Here is a 14,556-nt window from a genome sequence, read left to right on the forward strand (position 1 = left end):
GCGTACGCACAGAGTGCTCTAACGACCCACTCACGCCACACGTAACGTCCGGTCAACCGGGCGAGGCATGACGGCGGTCCAGCTGTCGCCAAGCGACCGCACCGCAGACCGAGTTGGCGGCCCCCGGCGTACCGGGCGTCAGCCCACGACGCGTCCGTTGAGCACGATCCGGCTCGGCGCCGCGAGCGCCCGGACATCCGCGCGCGGGTCCTGGTCGTAGACGACGAGGTCCGCCGGGGCGCCCTCTTCCAGGCCCGGGCGCCCCAGCCAGGACCGCGCGCCCCAGGCCGTCGCGGAGAGCGCGTCGAGCGCCGGGATGCCCGCCTTGACGAGTTCGGCGACCTCGGCGGCGACCAGGCCGTGGGCCAGCGAGCCGCCCGCGTCCGTACCGACGAAGACGGGCACCCCGGCGTCGTACGCCGCGCGCACCGTGTCGTAGCGGCGCTCGTACAACCGCCGCAGATGGGCGGACCAGTTGGGGAACTTGGCCTCACCGCCGTCGGCGAGATGCGGGAACGTGGCGATGTTGACCAGCGTCGGGACGATCGCGACACCGCGCTCGGCGAACAGCGGGATCGTGTCCTCGGTCAGGCCGGTGGCGTGCTCGACGCAGTCGATGCCCGCCTCGACCAGGTCCCTGAGGGAGTCCTCCGCGAAGCAGTGCGCGGTGACCCGGGCGCCAAGCCGGTGGGCCTCGGCGATCGCGGCCTCGACCTCGCCGCGCGGCCAGCACGCGGTCAGGTCGCCGGCGTCCCGGTCGATCCAGTCGCCGACCAGCTTGACCCAGCCGTCGCCGCGCCGCGCCTCCCGGGCGACGTACGCGACGAGGTCGCCGGGCTCGATCTCGTGGGCGTAGTTGCGGATGTAGCGGCGGGTGCGGGCGATGTGCCGGCCGGCCCGGATGATCTTCGGCAGGTCCTCGCGGTCGTCGATCCAGCGGGTGTCCGATGGCGAGCCCGCGTCGCGGACCAGCAGGGTCCCGGCGTCGCGGTCGGTGAGGGCCTGCTTCTCGCTCACCTCGTCCGGCACCGGGCCGTGCCGGTCGAGGCCGACGTGGCAGTGCGCGTCGACCAGACCCGGCAGCACCCAGCCGGTCAGGGTGAGGGCTTCGCCCGGGGGCCGCTCGTAGGTGATCCGCCCGTCGACCGCCCACAACTCGTCCCGTACGTCCTCGGGTCCGGCAAGGACGCGCCCCTTCACATGCAGCACCGCGCGATCGCTCATGGTCAGCACTGTACGAGGCGCTGGGTACCCTCGATCCAGAGGCTCAAGAACACCGACGTGACCGAAGAAGGCACCCCCGTGACGCACCCGCTCCTGGACCTGGCCCCGCTGACCGCCGACCATTTCGCGGCGATCGAGCGACGGGTGGCCGCCCTGCTCGCCACCGAGCAGGACGTGGTGATCATGCAGGGCGAGGCACTGCTCCCCCTGGAGGGCTGCATCCGGGGCGCCGCTCACCCCGGCTCCACCGCGCTCAACGTCGTGACCGGTCCGTACGGGCAGACCTTCGGCAACTGGCTGCGCGACTGCGGGGCCAAGGTGATCGATCTGGAGGTGCCGTTCCACACGGCGGTCACCGCGGAGCAGATCGATCAATCGCTCACCGAGCACCCGGAGATCGATTTCGTTTCGCTCGTTCACGCGGAGGCGGCGACCGGCAATACGAACCCGGTCGCGGAGATCGGCGAGGTCGTGCGCCGGCACGGCGCCCTGTTCATGCTGGACGCGGTGGCCTCGGTGGCCGCCGAGCCGCTGCTCCCGGACGCCTGGGGGGTGGACCTGTGCGTGATCGGCGCGCAGAAGGCGATGGGCGGCCCGGCCGGTGTCTCGGCCGTCTCGGTCAGCGCCCGCGCCTGGGAGCGGATCGCCGCCAACCCCGAGGCGCCGCGCCGCTCCTACCTCTCGCTCCTGGACTGGAAGCAGCGCTGGATCGACGGCGGTCGCAAGGCCCTGCTGCACGCGCCCGCACAGTTGGAGATGCTGGCCCTCGATGCCTGTGTGGAGCGCATCGAGTCCGAGGGCCTGGATGCCGTGATGGCCCGGCACGCCTCGGCCGCCGCCGCGACCCGGGCGGGTGCGCTCGCGCTCGGCGGCGGGCTCGCCCCGTACGTCCACGAGGCCTCCGACGCCGCCCCGGTGGCCACGACTCTCCGTGTTCCGGCGGGAGTTGACGCCCGCGATCTGGTCGCGAAGGCGCTCGCCTCGGACCCCTCGCTGCCGGTCATCGCGGGCGGCGGCGCGCTGTCCGCGACGATGGTCCGGGTCAACCACTACGGCGTGGACGCCGCCCGCGGCGCGGTCCAGTCCTCGCTGGCGGCGCTGGGGGCGGCGCTCGGCGAGTACGGGATCTCGGTGGACCTGGAAGCTGCCCGCAAGGCCGTTTCCGAAACCTGGTGAGACTTTTCCGGCAGTCCTCCGCCACGTAAAGAGCGACCGAATTCCATAAAACATTCCGCACAACGAATCCATACAACGGGAAGCTGCTTATCCAACGCAGCTTCCCGTTTTCTTCTGCCCCGGCTCCCCGACCTCAAACGCATACGTTTCATCAAGATTCCGGGACGCTCACCGGGGTGTGATCGACTCCACAATCCCGCCCTTTTGCCCGGTAATACCGGGAAATTTCGGTTCGCGCGCATGCTCGCGTGATAACACAGATACCCTCCGGGCACACCCCCTGGCGGGAATGCGATTTCAATTTCCGGTCGGTAAATTCCCTCGGCATGACCGCCGCGCAAACAGCAGTCCCTATCGAAAGCCCACGAGTGGAGGACGGAGCCGCGATCTGGCGCATCGCGCGTGACTCCGAGGTGCTCGACCTCAACTCCTCGTACAGTTATCTGCTCTGGTGCCGCGACTTCGCCCGGACCTCCGTGGTGGCCCGGGACGGCGCCGGTGAGCCGATCGCGTTCGTCACCGGCTACGTACGGCCCGAGCGGCCGGACACCCTCGTGGTCTGGCAGGTCGCCGTCGACCGCGCCCACCGGGGCCGGGGGCTTGCGGGACTGCTGCTCGAAGCGCTGACCGCGAAGGTGACCGCCTCGCACGGGATCACCCGGGTCGAAACGACGGTGTCGCCGGACAACACTCCTTCCGACCGGCTCTTCACCTCGTACGCCGAGCGGCGCGGCGCCGTGCTCAGTCGTGAACTCCTCTTCGATGCGGGGCTGTTCCCCGACGACGGGCACCAGCCCGAGGTCCTCTACCGCATCGGCCCCCTCCACCCCCAGGGAGAATCGCTGTGACCATCACCCCGCCGGCCCTCAGTGTCTTCGAGTCGCTCGAATCGGAGGTGCGCAGCTACTGCCGCGGCTGGCCCGCCGTGTTCGACCGTGCGCAGGGTGCCCGCCTCACCGACGAGGACGGCCACAGCTACCTGGACTTCTTCGCCGGGGCCGGCTCACTCAACTACGGCCACAACAACCCCGTACTGAAACGGGCGTTGATCGACTACATCGAGCGGGACGGCATCACGCACGGCCTGGACATGGCGACCACCGCGAAACGCGCGTTCCTGGAGACCTTCCAGAACGTGATCCTGCGGCCGCGCGACCTGCCGTACAAGGTGATGTTCCCCGGCCCGACCGGCACCAACGCCGTCGAGTCCGCGCTGAAGCTGGCCCGCAAAGTGAAGGGCCGCGAGTCGATCGTCTCCTTCACCAACGCCTTCCACGGCATGTCGCTCGGCTCGCTCGCGGTGACGGGCAACGCCTTCAAGCGGGCCGGCGCCGGGATCCCGCTCGTGCATGGCACGCCGATGCCGTTCGACAACTACCTCGACGGCCGGGTGCCCGACTTCCTGTGGTTCGAGCGGCTGTTGGAGGACCAGGGCTCCGGGCTCAACAAGCCGGCGGCCGTGATCGTGGAAACCGTGCAGGGCGAGGGCGGCATCAACGTGGCCCGCGCCGAGTGGCTGCGCGCGCTCGCCGATCTGTGCCGGCGCCGCGACATGCTGCTCATCGTCGACGACATCCAGATGGGCTGCGGCCGCACCGGCGCGTTCTTCTCCTTCGAGGGGGCGGGCATCGTGCCGGACATCGTCACCGTCTCCAAGTCGATCAGCGGCTACGGCCTGCCCATGTCGCTGTGCCTGTTCAAGGGCGAGCTCGACGTGTGGGAGCCGGGCGAGCACAACGGCACCTTCCGCGGCAACAACCCGGCGTTCGTCACCGCGACCGCCGCGCTCGACGCGTACTGGGCCGACGGGCAGATGGAGAAGCACACCCTGGCGCGCGGCGAGCAGGTCGAGCAGGCGCTGCTCGCGCTGTGCGCCGAACACGTCCGGCTGGGCGCGAGCTACCGGGGCCGGGGCCTGGTGTGGGGCCTGGAGTTCGCCGACCCGGCCCGCGCCTCCGAGGTCTGCGCCCGCGCCTTCGAGCTGGGGCTGCTCCTGGAGACCTCGGGGCCCCGGAGCGAGGTGGTCAAGCTGCTGCCGCCGCTGACCATCACGCCCGAGGAACTGGACGAGGGGCTGCGGACGCTGGCCCGCGCGGTCGCCGCGACCGTCTGACCGATCGCCCGGTTCACCGACGTATACAGAAAGGCACCAACTCACCGTGATTGTCCGATCGTTCAAGGACATCGAGAACACCGACCGCCATGTCAAGGCCGCCTCCGGCACCTGGGAGAGCAAGCGGATCGTCCTCGCGAAGGAGAAGGTCGGCTTCTCCCTGCACGAGACCGTGCTGTACGCGGGCACCGAGACGGCCATGTGGTACGCCAACCACATCGAGGCGGTGCTGTGCGTCGAGGGCGAGGCCGAGCTCACCAACGAGGAGACCGGCGAGACCCACTGGATCGCGCCCGGCACGATGTACCTCCTCGACGGCCACGAGCGCCACACCCTGCGCCCCAAGACCGACTTCCGCTGTGTCTGCGTCTTCAATCCGCCCGTCACCGGACGGGAGGACCACGACGAGAACGGCGTCTACCCCCTGTTGACCGAACCCGAGGAGGGCTGACCATGACCGCCCAGGATCTGTACCCCACGCGTGGCACCGCCGAGGTGATCACCCCCCGCCAGGACCCGGTCGTCTGGGGACCGGCCGCCGGGCTCGAATCGTACGACCGGGACGGCTTCCTCGCGATCGACCAACTGCTCACGGACGACGAAGTCGCGGTCTACCGCTCGGAACTTGAGCGATTGATCGCCGATCCTTCCGTACGTGCAGATGCGCGGTCGATCATCGAGCCGCAGTCGCAGTCCGTGCGTTCGGTCTTCGAGGTGCACCGGATCAGCGAGCTCTTCGCCCAACTGGTGTGCGACGAGCGGGTCGTGGGCACGGCCCGCCGGATCCTGGGCTCCGAGGTGTACGTCCACCAGTCCCGGATCAACGTCAAGCCGGGCTTCGGCGCCTCGGGCTTCTACTGGCACTCTGACTTCGAGACCTGGCACGCGGAGGACGGCCTGCCGCGGATGCGGACGGTCTCGGTCTCGATCGCGCTGACCGAGAACCACGACACCAACGGCGGCCTGATGATCATGCCCGGCTCGCACCGGGACTTCCTCGGCTGCGCGGGCGCCACCCCGAAGGACAACTACAAGAAGTCGCTTCAGATGCAGGACGCGGGGACGCCGTCCGACGAGGCGCTCACGAAGATGGCCGACCGGCACGGCATCCGGCTGTTCACCGGCCGGGCGGGCTCGGCGACCTGGTTCGACTGCAACGCGATGCACGGCTCCGGGGACAACATCACCCCGTATCCGCGCAGCAACGTCTTCATCGTCTTCAACAGCGTGGAGAACGCGGCGGTAGAGCCCTTCGCCGCCCCGATCCGCCGCCCGGAATTCGTCGGGGCGCGGGACTTCGCGCCGGTGCGGTGAGCCGCCCCCGGCCGGGGGTCCGGGGGTCGTCCCCCGGGAGACACAGCATCGGGGCGCGGGACTTCACGCCGGTGCGGTAAGCGGCCCCGAGGGGTGGCTGGCGGGCGGGCAACTCCCGCCCGTCCGCCGCCCCGTCGGCCCATCGCTGAGCGTTCGCACAACGATCACAACCTCATTGATCATTCGCGCAGAGATCGTTGGTACGGTCGCCCCCATGGCTGATGAATCTTCACGGACTCCCGTCACCGGCGCCGATGTCGAGCACGCCGTGCGGCTGTCCGTCACCGCGCTGCGGGCCGGGCTCACCGCGGACTGGAGTGTGAAGGCCGGCCCGCTGGAGTGGGACTGCTGGGAGACCGTCGAGCACCTCTCGGACGACCTCTTCGCGTACGCCGTGCAGCTGGGCCCCGCGCAGCCGCCGCTCGACGGCGAGGTGCCGTACCTGTGGGAGGCGAAACGTCCCGGCGGCCCCCGCAACGCGGTGCACGCCGACCGCGCCGCCGGTCCCGCCGGACTCCTCCAGACCCTGGAGGCGAGCGGCGCCCTGCTCACCGCGATGGTGCGCACGACCTCGCCGGAGGTACGAGCCCACCACAGCTTCGGCGTCTCGGACCCCGAGGGCTTCGGAGCGATGGGGATCGTGGAGACCCTGCTGCACACGCACGACGTGGCCCAGGGGCTCGGACTTGCCTGGGCCCCGCCCGGCGGCCTGTGCGACCGGGTGCTCGCCCGGCTCTTCCGGGACGTACCGGCCGACCAGGACCGCTGGCGGGTGCTGCGGTGGGCCACCGGCCGGGCGGACCTGCCGGGGCGGCCCCGCCCGGAGCGGTGGCGCTGGTACGGCGAACCGCTCGGCCAGGGCGCGGCCGCCCGCTGACTGCATTGCGGACGACGCTCCCGGCGACGGCTCCCGGCGTCTCGCGCGCCCGCGACCCCGCTCAGTGCGCCCGCAGCAGCTCCAGCAGCCGGTCCACGTCGTCGGCCGAGCTGTAGAAGTGGAAGGCCGCGCGCAAGTTGCCCGCGCGGTTGGAGAGTTCGAGTCCGGCGCGGCTCAACTCCTCCTGGCGGTGACCGAGTCCCGGCACCGAGACGATCGCCGAGCCGGGCGCGGCCACCGGCTCGTGCCCCAGCGGGGCCAGCCCGGCGCGGAAGCGGTCGGCGAGCGCCGTGTTGTGGGCGCGGATGCGTTCCGTGCCCAGTTCCTCGATCAGCGCGAGGGAGTGCCGGGCCCCGGTGTACGAGAGGAGCGCGGGGCTCTCGTCGAACCGCCGCGCGGAGTGGGCGAGTTCCTCGACGGGGCCGTAGCAGCTGTCCCAGGGACGCTCGCCTGCCACCCAGCCGGCGAACAGGGGGTTCAGCCCGCCGAGGTCGTCGGGGACGGTGAGGAAGGCGACGCCGCGCGGGGCGGTCAGCCACTTGAAGCCGACGGTCACGGTGTAGTCGTACGCGTCGGCGTCGACCGGGTACCAGCCCGCGCCCTGGGAGACGTCGACCAGCGTCCGGGCGCCGTGGGCGCGGGCGGCCTCGCGGATCGCGGCGAGGTCGGCGATCCGGCCGTCGGCGGACTGGACCGCGCTGACCGCGACCAGCGCGGTGCCCGGCCGGACCGCTTCGGCGAGGCTCTCCAGCGCGGCGGTGCGCACCTTCAGGTCGCGGCGCATGTGGAACGGGTTCACCACGGAGCTGAAGTCGGCCTCGGCGACGAGGACTTCGGCGCCCTGCGGCAGCGAGGCGGCGACGAGGCCGGTGTAGACGGCGACGGACGCACCGGCCGCGACCCGGCGCACGGGGACACCGGCGAGCCGGGCGTAGGTCGCGCGGGCCGCCTCCACGTCACCGAACATGTCGGTCGGCCGTCCGGCCGCCGAGGCGGCCACGGCTTCGCCCATGGCCGCCACGGTGCGGGCGGGCAGCAGCCCGGTGCTCGCCGTGTTGAGGTAGGTGGTCTGCGGCGCGAACTCGCCGCGCGCGAGGGGGTCCAGTTCCATGGCTCCACCCTGAATCCCCGGCAACCCCAAGTCAATTGACAAAAAGTAACCGGCACCCCCAAGTGGCGCTTATGCGAGGGGCCGGGTCAGCGGACTTCGCAGCCCTCGGGTCCGCAGGCCTCGGCGTCGCCCTCGATCGTCTTCAGGACCGGGGTGTGCGACCGCCAGGCCTGTTCCAGAGCCTGCGTGAAGACCTCGGCGGGCTGGCCGCCGGAGATGCCGTACGTGCGGTCGAGCACGAAGAACGGGACGGCGTTGGCGCCAAGCTCGGCCGCCTCGCGCTCGTCGGCGCGCACCTCGTCGGCGTAGGCGTCCGCGTCGCCGAGGACCCCGCGCACCTCGTCCGCGTCCAGACCGGCCTCGACCGCGAGCTCCACCAGGACCTCGGCGTCGAAGACGGAGCGCTCCTCGGCGAAGTTGGCCCGGTAGGCGAGGTCGAGCAGCTCGCTCTGGCGGCCGCGCGCCTTGGCGAGGTGCAGGAGGCGGTGGATGTCGAAGGTGTTGCCGTGGTCGCGACCGTCAGCCAGGTAGCCCAGGCCCTCGGCGTGCGCGTTGGAGGCGACGTGCGCCTCCATCTCGCGGGCCTCTTCGAGGGTCCGGCCGTACTTCTTCGCGAGCATCGGGATCACCGGGCCGATGTCGCCCTTGGCTCGGTTCGGGTCGAGCTCGAAGGAGCGGTGGACCACCTCGATCTCGTCGTGGTGGGCGAACTCCGCCAGGCCCTTCTCGAAGCGGGCCTTGCCGATGTAGCACCACGGGCAGGCGATGTCGCTCCAGATCTCGACGCGCATGTCACTTCTCTCAGATTTGTTGAACACCGTACGTTTTCGTTCTGGACAACACGTGCCGGACCGGGAGCATTCCCCGGGGTCAGGCCGCCGCGGCCAGCCTGCTGAAGGTGGCCCGGTAGGCGCTCGGCGTGAGACCGGTGCGCCGCACCAGGTGGCCGCGCAGGGAGTCCGCGCTGCCCAGGCCGCTCGCCTCGGCGACCTGGTCCATGGCGAGCGTGGTCGTCTCCAGGAGCTCCTTTGCCCGCTCGATGCGCTGGTGCAGCAGCCACTGGAGCGGGCTGACCCCGCTCTCGGCGTGGAAGCGCCGGGTCAGGGTGCGCACACTGACGCCCGCGTGCCGGGCCAGGTCGGTGAGGGTGAGCGGCTTGTCGAGGTTGCTCATCGCCCAGCCCCGGGTGTCCGCGCAGACCACCCCGCGCTCGGCGGGCAGCGGAGTCTGGGTGAACTGGGTCTGCCCGCCCGGCCGCACCGGTGCGACCAGCGCCTGCCGGGCCACCTTGTTGGCGACGGCGGCGCCGTAGTCGGTGCGGATGATGTGCAGGCACAGGTCGATCCCGGCGGCGTACCCGGACGAGGTCATGACATTGCCGTCCTGGACGTACAGGACGTCGCCCTTGAGGTCGAGCGAGGGGTAGCGCCTGCGCAGCTCCTCGGCGAGTTCCCAGTACGTGGTGGCGCTGCGCCCGTCGAGCAGTCCGGCCTCGGCGAGCACGAAGGCGCCGCTGCAGATCGACGCGATGCGCACGCCCTCGGCGGCGGCCCGGCGGACCGCGGCCACCGTGCGCGGATCGGGTACGTAGCGCTGGCCGGTCCCGGCGACCAGTACGGTGTCGGCGCCTTCGACCGCCTCCAGGCCCCGGCCCACGTACAGGTCGAGTCCGCCGGTCGTGGCGATCGGGCCGGGTTCCGGGGTGCAGACCACCACCTCGTAACCGGGCCCGCCGTCGATCTCGACCTTGCTGAACAGCAGCTCGGGGATGGCGAGGTTGAACATCGAGACGGGCGAGGGCGCGATGACGGCGACCCGGTGCAGCGACATGGCCAGAACCTCCGGACGTATGGCATTCAGGCCACTACTGTACGCGGCCTCCACTCGCCAAGCTGGGGGCATGTCACCGAACGCCACACTCCAAGCCGCGCCCGCCGACCGCCAGTTGACCCCGAGGCCGCCGCGCGGGGCCTCCCCCGCCCTCACCCTCGCCGCCGCCCTGCTCGGCTTCGCGCTGATCACCCTGGACGCCTCCGTGGTGAACGTGGCGCTGCCCGCGATCGGCGGCGACCTCGGCGGCGGCATGTCCGGCCTCCAGTGGGTGGTGGACGCCTACACGCTGGCCTTCGCCGCACTGATGCTCTCGACGGGCGCCTTCGCCGACCGGATCGGCTCGGCGAAGGCGTACGCGCTCGGCACGGTCGTCTTCACCCTCGCCTCGGCGGCCTGCGGCCTCGCCCCGGACCTGGGCGTGCTGATCGGTGCCCGGGTCGTGCAGGGCGTGGCGGCCGCGGTGGTGCTGCCCGCCTCGCTCGCCCTCGTACGGCAGGCGTATCCGGACCCCGCCCGGCGAGCCAAGGCGGTGGCGCTGTGGGCCGCCGGGGGTTCGGTCGCGGTGGCGCTCGGCCCGGTCGCGGGCGGCGCGCTGACCACGGTCTGGGACTGGCGCGGGATCTTCTTCATCAACCTGCCGCTGGGTATCGCGGCCCTCGCCCTGACCGCCCGCGCCCCGCGCACCGAGCGCCGTCCCGCGCCGCTCGACCTGCCGGGCCAGCTGGCGGCCGTCGTCGCGCTCGCCGCGCTCGCCTTCGCGGTGATCGAGCAGGGCACGGTACGGATCGTGGCGGGCGCGGTGGCGCTGGCCGCCGGGGTCGCGTTCTGGCTGATCGAGCGACGGGTGGCGCACCCGGTGGTGCCGCTCGGCCTGTTCCGCAGCCGGACCGTGGTGGTCGCCATCGGCGCGGGCGCCGCGGCCAGCGTCGCCTTCTACGGGGTGATCTTCGCCTTCAGCCTCTACTTCCAGCGGGTGCGCGGCGAGTCCGCGCTGACGGCCGGCCTGATGTTCCTGCCGATGACGGCGCTGATCCCGGTGGTCAACGTGCTCTCCGGAAAGCTGTCGAACCGCTTCGGGCCGCGCGTCCCCATGCTGATCGGCCAACTCCTCGCCCTGGTCGGCCTGTTGGCGCTGCTGCTCGCCGACGAGCACACCCCGACGCTGCTCGCCGCGTTCCTGATGGTTCCGCTGGCGCTCGGCTGCGGGATCTCGGTGCCCGCGCTGACCGCCGCGATGATGGAGGCGCTGCCCCAGGAGCGGGCGGGCCTGGCGGCCGGAGTGCTCAACGCCGGCCGGCAGGTCGCGGGCGCCCTGAGCATCGCGGTGTTCGGCACCCTGGTCGCGGGCGGCGGCGGCTTCGTGCCCGGTCTGCGCACCAGCCTGCTGGTCGCGGCGGCCCTGTTCGCCCTGTCGGCCCTGGCCACGCTGCGACTGCGGCCGGCCGAGAAGTAGATTCTTGACCCTCACACCGTGTCAGGCAGTGAACTCGGAGACGTCATGTTCACCATCGGAGACTTCGCCCGGCACGGCCGCGTATCGGTCCGCATGCTGCGTCACTACGACGCGACCGGACTGCTGCGCCCCGCCCATGTCGACCCCGCCACCGGCTACCGCTTCTACACCGCCGCCCAGCTCGCCCGCCTCAACCGCGTCATCGCGCTGAAGGACCTCGGCTTCACGCTCCAGCAGGTCAAGGAGATCCTGGACGAGAAGCTCGACGCCGAGGAACTGCGCGGCATGCTGCGGCTGCGGCGGGCCGAGCTGGAGGAGACCATGTCGGCAGCGGCGGCCCGGCTCGTGCAGGTCGAGGCGCGGCTCCGGTCGATCGAGAGTGAGGGCACCATGCCCGTACAAGACGTCGTACTGAAGAAGCTGCCCGCGGTCCGGGTGGCCGAACTGACCGCCACCGCGGCCAGTTTCGTGCCGCAGGACATCAGCCCCGTCATCCAGCCGCTGTACGAGGAGCTGTTCCGGCGCCTGGAGGCGGCCGGAATCGCGCCGACCGGCCCCGGCATCGCGTACTACGAGGACGCGCCGCAGGGCGGCGGCGCGATCACCGTGCACGCGGGCGTCCAGGTCTCGGCCCCGCCGCAGGAGCTGGACGGCCTGCGGGTGCACGACCTGCCGGCCGTCGAGCGGGCGGCGACCGTCGTGCACCGCGGTTCGATGGACGCGGTGCTCACGACCGAGCAGGTCCTGGCCCGGTGGATCGACGCGCAGGGCCACCGCTCGGCGGGCTACCCGAGGGAGGTCACGCTGGAGTGCCCGGCGGACGTCGACGCCTGGGTGACCGAGCTCCAGGAGCCGGTCGTCTGAGCCGTTGGGCCGGGCCCTTCGCGGGGCCCGGCCCGTGCCGGGTCACTCGCCGTCGCGGGCGTTCACCCGGCGGGGCAGTCCCAGCGGGTTGTCGTCGCGCAGCTCCGGCGGCAGCAGGGCCTGCGGAGTGCTCTGGTACGTGACCGGGCGCAGCCAGCGTTCGACGGCGGTGGCGCCGACCGAGGTGGCGGTGGAGGTGGCCGCCGGGTAGGGGCCGCCGTGGTGCTGGGCGGGGGCGACCGCGACCCCGGTCGGCCAGCCGTCGACCAGGACGCGGCCCGCCAACTGGGTGAGTTCGGCGAGGAGTTGGAGCCCCGCGCCGTCGCCCTCCGCTTCGGCGGCGGAGAGCTGGAGAGTGGCGGTGAGGTTGCCCGGGAGGCGGGAGAGCACCGCGCCGATCTCGCGGTCGTCCGCGTACCGGGCGACGACGGTCACCGGGCCGAAGCACTCCTCCAGGAGCAGATCGTGCCCGCCCTCCCCGGCGAGCAGCGCGGCCGGTACGGTCAGGAATCCGCCGCTCACCGTGTGCTCGCCGCCCGCACCGGGCGTGACCGGGGCCTCGACACCGGGCAGCGCGGCCCGCTCGGCGACCCCGGCGAGGAACGCCTCCCGCATCCGGTGGTCGAGCATCACCCCGGCGTCGGTGTCGCTGACCGCCGCCGTGAGGGCCTTGAGCAGGGCGTCGCCCGCCGCGCCCTGGGGGGCGAGGACGAAGCCCGGCTTGGTGCAGAACTGGCCGACGCCCATGGTCATCGAGGCGCCGAGCCCGGCCCCGATCCGCTCGCCGCGCTCCTCGGCGGCGGCGGCCGTCACCACGACGGGGTTGAGGGAGCCGAGTTCGCCATGGAAGGGGATGGGCACCGGACGCGCGGCCGCCGCGTCGAACAGGGCCCGCCCGCCGCGCACCGACCCGGTGAACCCGGCGGCCGCCACCAGCGGATGGCGGACCAGCTCGACGCCCGCGGTGAAGCCGTGCACAAGGACCACGACGTCCTCGGGCAGTCCCGCCTGGACCGCGGCGCGGCGCAGCAGCGAGACGCAGAGCTCGGAGGTGGCCGGATGGTCGGGGTGCGCCTTGACGACGACGGGGCAGCCGGCCGCGAGCGCGCTCGCGGTGTCGCCGCCGGGCACGGAGAAGGCGAGCGGGAAGTTGGAGGCCGAGTAGACGGCGACGACACCCAGCGGGATCCTGACGCGCCGCAGGTCCGGCCACGGCGGGGTGCGGGACGGGTCCGCGTGGTCGATCCGTACGTCGAGGAAGGACCCCTCCTCGACGACCTCGGCGAAGTCCCTCAACTGGGCGGTGGTGCGGGCGAGTTCACCGGTGAGCCGGACCGGGCCCAGCGCCGTCTCGGCGTCGGCGGCCTCCACCACGTGGTCGGCGGACGCGTCCAGGAGGTCGGCCGCGGTCCGCAGGAACACGGCGCGGGCGCTCAGGTCGGCCAGCGCCGGGCGCGCGGCCGAGGCCGCCCGGACCGCCTGGTCGACCTCCTCGGGTGTGGCTTCGACCGCAACCTCTTCACGCGGCTTCCCGGTTCGGGGGTCGACACTCCAGACTGGTGCTGCTGCGCTCACCGCGTTGTCCTTCCACTGCCGTTCCGCTACTGCCGCCCACCAGAACTTGTTCGCTATTCTGAACAGAGTTCCCGATGCTGAATATGCTGGGACTCTATTGACGGGCGTTCCGCCTTGGCAAGAAGCCTTGGCGAGAAGGAGCGGGGAGCTGCATGTCGGCCGATTCAGGTGGAGCACAGGTCAAGTCCGCGGTGCGGACCGTCGAGTTGCTCGAGTATTTCGCAGGGCGCCCCGGAATGCACTCCCTCGCCGCCGTCCAGGAAGCGGTCGGCTATCCCAAGTCCAGCCTCTACATGCTCCTGCGCACCCTGGTGGAGCTCGGCTGGGTGGAGACCGACGCGACGGGCACCCGGTACGGGATCGGTGTCCGGGCGCTGCTCGTCGGCACCTCGTACATCGACGGCGACGAGGTGGTGGCCGCCGCCCGCCCCACCCTGGACCGGCTCTCGGACGACACCACCGAGACCATCCACCTCGCCCGCCTGGACGGCACGAACGTCGTCTACCTCGCCACCCGCCAGTCCCAGCACTACCTGCGCCCGTTCACGCGGGTCGGCCGCCGGCTGCCGGCCCACTCGACCTCGCTCGGCAAGGCGCTGCTGGCCACCCACAGCGACGAGCAGGTGCGCAAACTGCTCCCGGAGACCCTCCAGCAGCTCACCGAGCACACCATCACGGACCGCGAGAAGCTCATCGAGGAGCTGCACCTCATCCGCGAGCAGGGCTACGCCGTGGACCGCGAGGAGAACACGCTGGGCCTGCGCTGCTTCGGCGTCGCGATCCCGTACCGCACCCCGGCCCGCGACGCGATCAGCTGCTCGGTACCGGTGGCCCGGCTGACCCCGGCCCACGAACAGATGGTGAAGGACGCCCTGTTCGACGCAAGGGACCGCCTGACCCTGGCGACGCGTCGGCTGTGACTCCGCAACGCTGGTCCCAAGAAATCAGCCCCTCCGGCGATTGAGGAGCGGGGTCCGGGGCGGAGCCCCGTGCCCACTGGCCGGCAGCCGCACTCC

General features: G+C 71.9%; 14 protein-coding genes. 9 read left to right on the forward strand and 5 right to left on the reverse strand.

Annotated features, from left to right (window positions below):
* Window positions 1–138 precede the first annotated feature (138 nt).
* A complete protein-coding gene (locus ACIBK6_RS06945; RefSeq protein WP_399049453.1) occupies window positions 139–1,224 on the reverse strand; it encodes an amidohydrolase family protein in 1,086 nt (361 codons plus the stop codon).
* A 78-nt stretch (window positions 1,225–1,302) separates the two neighbouring features.
* Between ACIBK6_RS06945 and ACIBK6_RS06950 the strand changes: the two genes are divergently transcribed.
* The 6 genes from ACIBK6_RS06950 to ACIBK6_RS06975 all read left to right on the forward strand — a co-directional run bounded on the left by ACIBK6_RS06950 (window position 1,303) and on the right by ACIBK6_RS06975 (window position 6,704).
* Window positions 1,303–2,400, forward strand: a complete 1,098-nt coding sequence (locus ACIBK6_RS06950; protein WP_399049454.1) for a pyridoxal-phosphate-dependent aminotransferase family protein — start codon at window positions 1,303–1,305, stop codon at window positions 2,398–2,400.
* Between the two features lie 326 nt (window positions 2,401–2,726).
* Window positions 2,727–3,248 (forward strand): diaminobutyrate acetyltransferase, encoded by a 522-nt coding sequence (gene ectA, locus ACIBK6_RS06955; protein ID WP_399049455.1) that lies wholly within the window; start codon window positions 2,727–2,729, stop codon window positions 3,246–3,248.
* A complete protein-coding gene (gene ectB / locus ACIBK6_RS06960) occupies window positions 3,245–4,513 on the forward strand; it encodes a diaminobutyrate--2-oxoglutarate transaminase (protein ID WP_399049456.1) in 1,269 nt (422 codons plus the stop codon). Before ectA ends, ectB begins: the two co-directional genes overlap by 4 nt.
* A 46-nt stretch (window positions 4,514–4,559) precedes the next feature.
* Window positions 4,560–4,964 (forward strand): ectoine synthase, encoded by a 405-nt coding sequence (locus tag ACIBK6_RS06965; protein WP_399049458.1) that lies wholly within the window; start codon window positions 4,560–4,562, stop codon window positions 4,962–4,964.
* 2 nt (window positions 4,965–4,966) lie between these two features.
* On the forward strand, window positions 4,967–5,827 hold the full coding sequence (thpD, locus tag ACIBK6_RS06970; RefSeq protein ID WP_399049459.1) for an ectoine hydroxylase: 861 nt from the start codon (window positions 4,967–4,969) through the stop codon (window positions 5,825–5,827).
* Window positions 5,828–6,041: 214 nt separating this feature from the next.
* The gene (locus tag ACIBK6_RS06975) at window positions 6,042–6,704 is read left to right on the forward strand and encodes a hypothetical protein (protein ID WP_399049460.1); all 663 of its coding nucleotides are present in this window, start codon (window positions 6,042–6,044) and stop codon (window positions 6,702–6,704) included.
* Between the two features lie 61 nt (window positions 6,705–6,765).
* On the opposite strand, the gene ACIBK6_RS06980 is transcribed toward ACIBK6_RS06975, so the two are convergent.
* The 3 genes from ACIBK6_RS06980 to ACIBK6_RS06990 all read right to left on the reverse strand — a co-directional run bounded on the left by ACIBK6_RS06980 (window position 6,766) and on the right by ACIBK6_RS06990 (window position 9,645).
* Window positions 6,766–7,815, reverse strand: a complete 1,050-nt coding sequence (locus ACIBK6_RS06980; RefSeq protein ID WP_399049461.1) for an aminotransferase class V-fold PLP-dependent enzyme — start codon at window positions 7,813–7,815, stop codon at window positions 6,766–6,768.
* 86 nt (window positions 7,816–7,901) lie between these two features.
* On the reverse strand, window positions 7,902–8,606 hold the full coding sequence (locus ACIBK6_RS06985) for a DsbA family oxidoreductase (protein ID WP_399049462.1): 705 nt from the start codon (window positions 8,604–8,606) through the stop codon (window positions 7,902–7,904).
* Between the two features lie 79 nt (window positions 8,607–8,685).
* Window positions 8,686–9,645, reverse strand: coding sequence for a GlxA family transcriptional regulator (locus tag ACIBK6_RS06990; protein WP_399049463.1), 960 nt, complete (start codon window positions 9,643–9,645; stop codon window positions 8,686–8,688).
* A gap of 70 nt (window positions 9,646–9,715) precedes the next feature.
* Here ACIBK6_RS06990 and ACIBK6_RS06995 point away from each other — a divergent pair, with 70 nt between their 5' ends.
* Together ACIBK6_RS06995 and ACIBK6_RS07000 are read left to right on the forward strand one after the other, a co-directional pair.
* Window positions 9,716–11,101, forward strand: a complete 1,386-nt coding sequence (locus ACIBK6_RS06995) for an MFS transporter (RefSeq protein ID WP_399049464.1) — start codon at window positions 9,716–9,718, stop codon at window positions 11,099–11,101.
* A gap of 45 nt (window positions 11,102–11,146) precedes the next feature.
* Window positions 11,147–11,965, forward strand: coding sequence for a MerR family transcriptional regulator (locus ACIBK6_RS07000; RefSeq protein WP_399049466.1), 819 nt, complete (start codon window positions 11,147–11,149; stop codon window positions 11,963–11,965).
* A gap of 42 nt (window positions 11,966–12,007) precedes the next feature.
* On the opposite strand, the gene ACIBK6_RS07005 is transcribed toward ACIBK6_RS07000, so the two are convergent.
* Window positions 12,008–13,540 (reverse strand): aldehyde dehydrogenase (NADP(+)), encoded by a 1,533-nt coding sequence (locus tag ACIBK6_RS07005; RefSeq protein ID WP_399049468.1) that lies wholly within the window; start codon window positions 13,538–13,540, stop codon window positions 12,008–12,010.
* Between the two features lie 152 nt (window positions 13,541–13,692).
* On the opposite strand from ACIBK6_RS07005, the gene ACIBK6_RS07010 reads away from it, so the two are divergent.
* The gene (locus ACIBK6_RS07010; protein ID WP_399049469.1) at window positions 13,693–14,460 is read left to right on the forward strand and encodes an IclR family transcriptional regulator; all 768 of its coding nucleotides are present in this window, start codon (window positions 13,693–13,695) and stop codon (window positions 14,458–14,460) included.
* The last annotated feature ends 96 nt before the right edge of the window (window positions 14,461–14,556 follow it).

The organism is Streptomyces sp. NPDC050485, assembly GCF_044458185.1.
In the GTDB taxonomy this organism is placed as follows: domain Bacteria; phylum Actinomycetota; class Actinomycetes; order Streptomycetales; family Streptomycetaceae; genus Streptomyces.

Excerpts from the sequence above, each read along its gene's own strand:
- ACIBK6_RS06945 (WP_399049453.1), bottom strand. The coding sequence starts at position 1,224 with ATGAGCGATCGCGCGGTGCTGCATGTGAAGGGGCGCGTCCTTGCCGGA.
- ectA (WP_399049455.1), top strand. The coding sequence starts at position 2,727 with ATGACCGCCGCGCAAACAGCAGTCCCTATCGAAAGCCCACGAGTGGAG.
- thpD (WP_399049459.1), top strand. The coding sequence starts at position 4,967 with ATGACCGCCCAGGATCTGTACCCCACGCGTGGCACCGCCGAGGTGATC.
- ACIBK6_RS06975 (WP_399049460.1), top strand. The coding sequence starts at position 6,042 with ATGGCTGATGAATCTTCACGGACTCCCGTCACCGGCGCCGATGTCGAG.
- ACIBK6_RS06980 (WP_399049461.1), bottom strand. The coding sequence starts at position 7,815 with ATGGAACTGGACCCCCTCGCGCGCGGCGAGTTCGCGCCGCAGACCACC.
- ACIBK6_RS06985 (WP_399049462.1), bottom strand. The coding sequence starts at position 8,606 with ATGCGCGTCGAGATCTGGAGCGACATCGCCTGCCCGTGGTGCTACATC.
- ACIBK6_RS06990 (WP_399049463.1), bottom strand. The coding sequence starts at position 9,645 with ATGTCGCTGCACCGGGTCGCCGTCATCGCGCCCTCGCCCGTCTCGATG.
- ACIBK6_RS06995 (WP_399049464.1), top strand. The coding sequence starts at position 9,716 with ATGTCACCGAACGCCACACTCCAAGCCGCGCCCGCCGACCGCCAGTTG.
- ACIBK6_RS07000 (WP_399049466.1), top strand. The coding sequence starts at position 11,147 with ATGTTCACCATCGGAGACTTCGCCCGGCACGGCCGCGTATCGGTCCGC.
- ACIBK6_RS07010 (WP_399049469.1), top strand. The coding sequence starts at position 13,693 with ATGTCGGCCGATTCAGGTGGAGCACAGGTCAAGTCCGCGGTGCGGACC.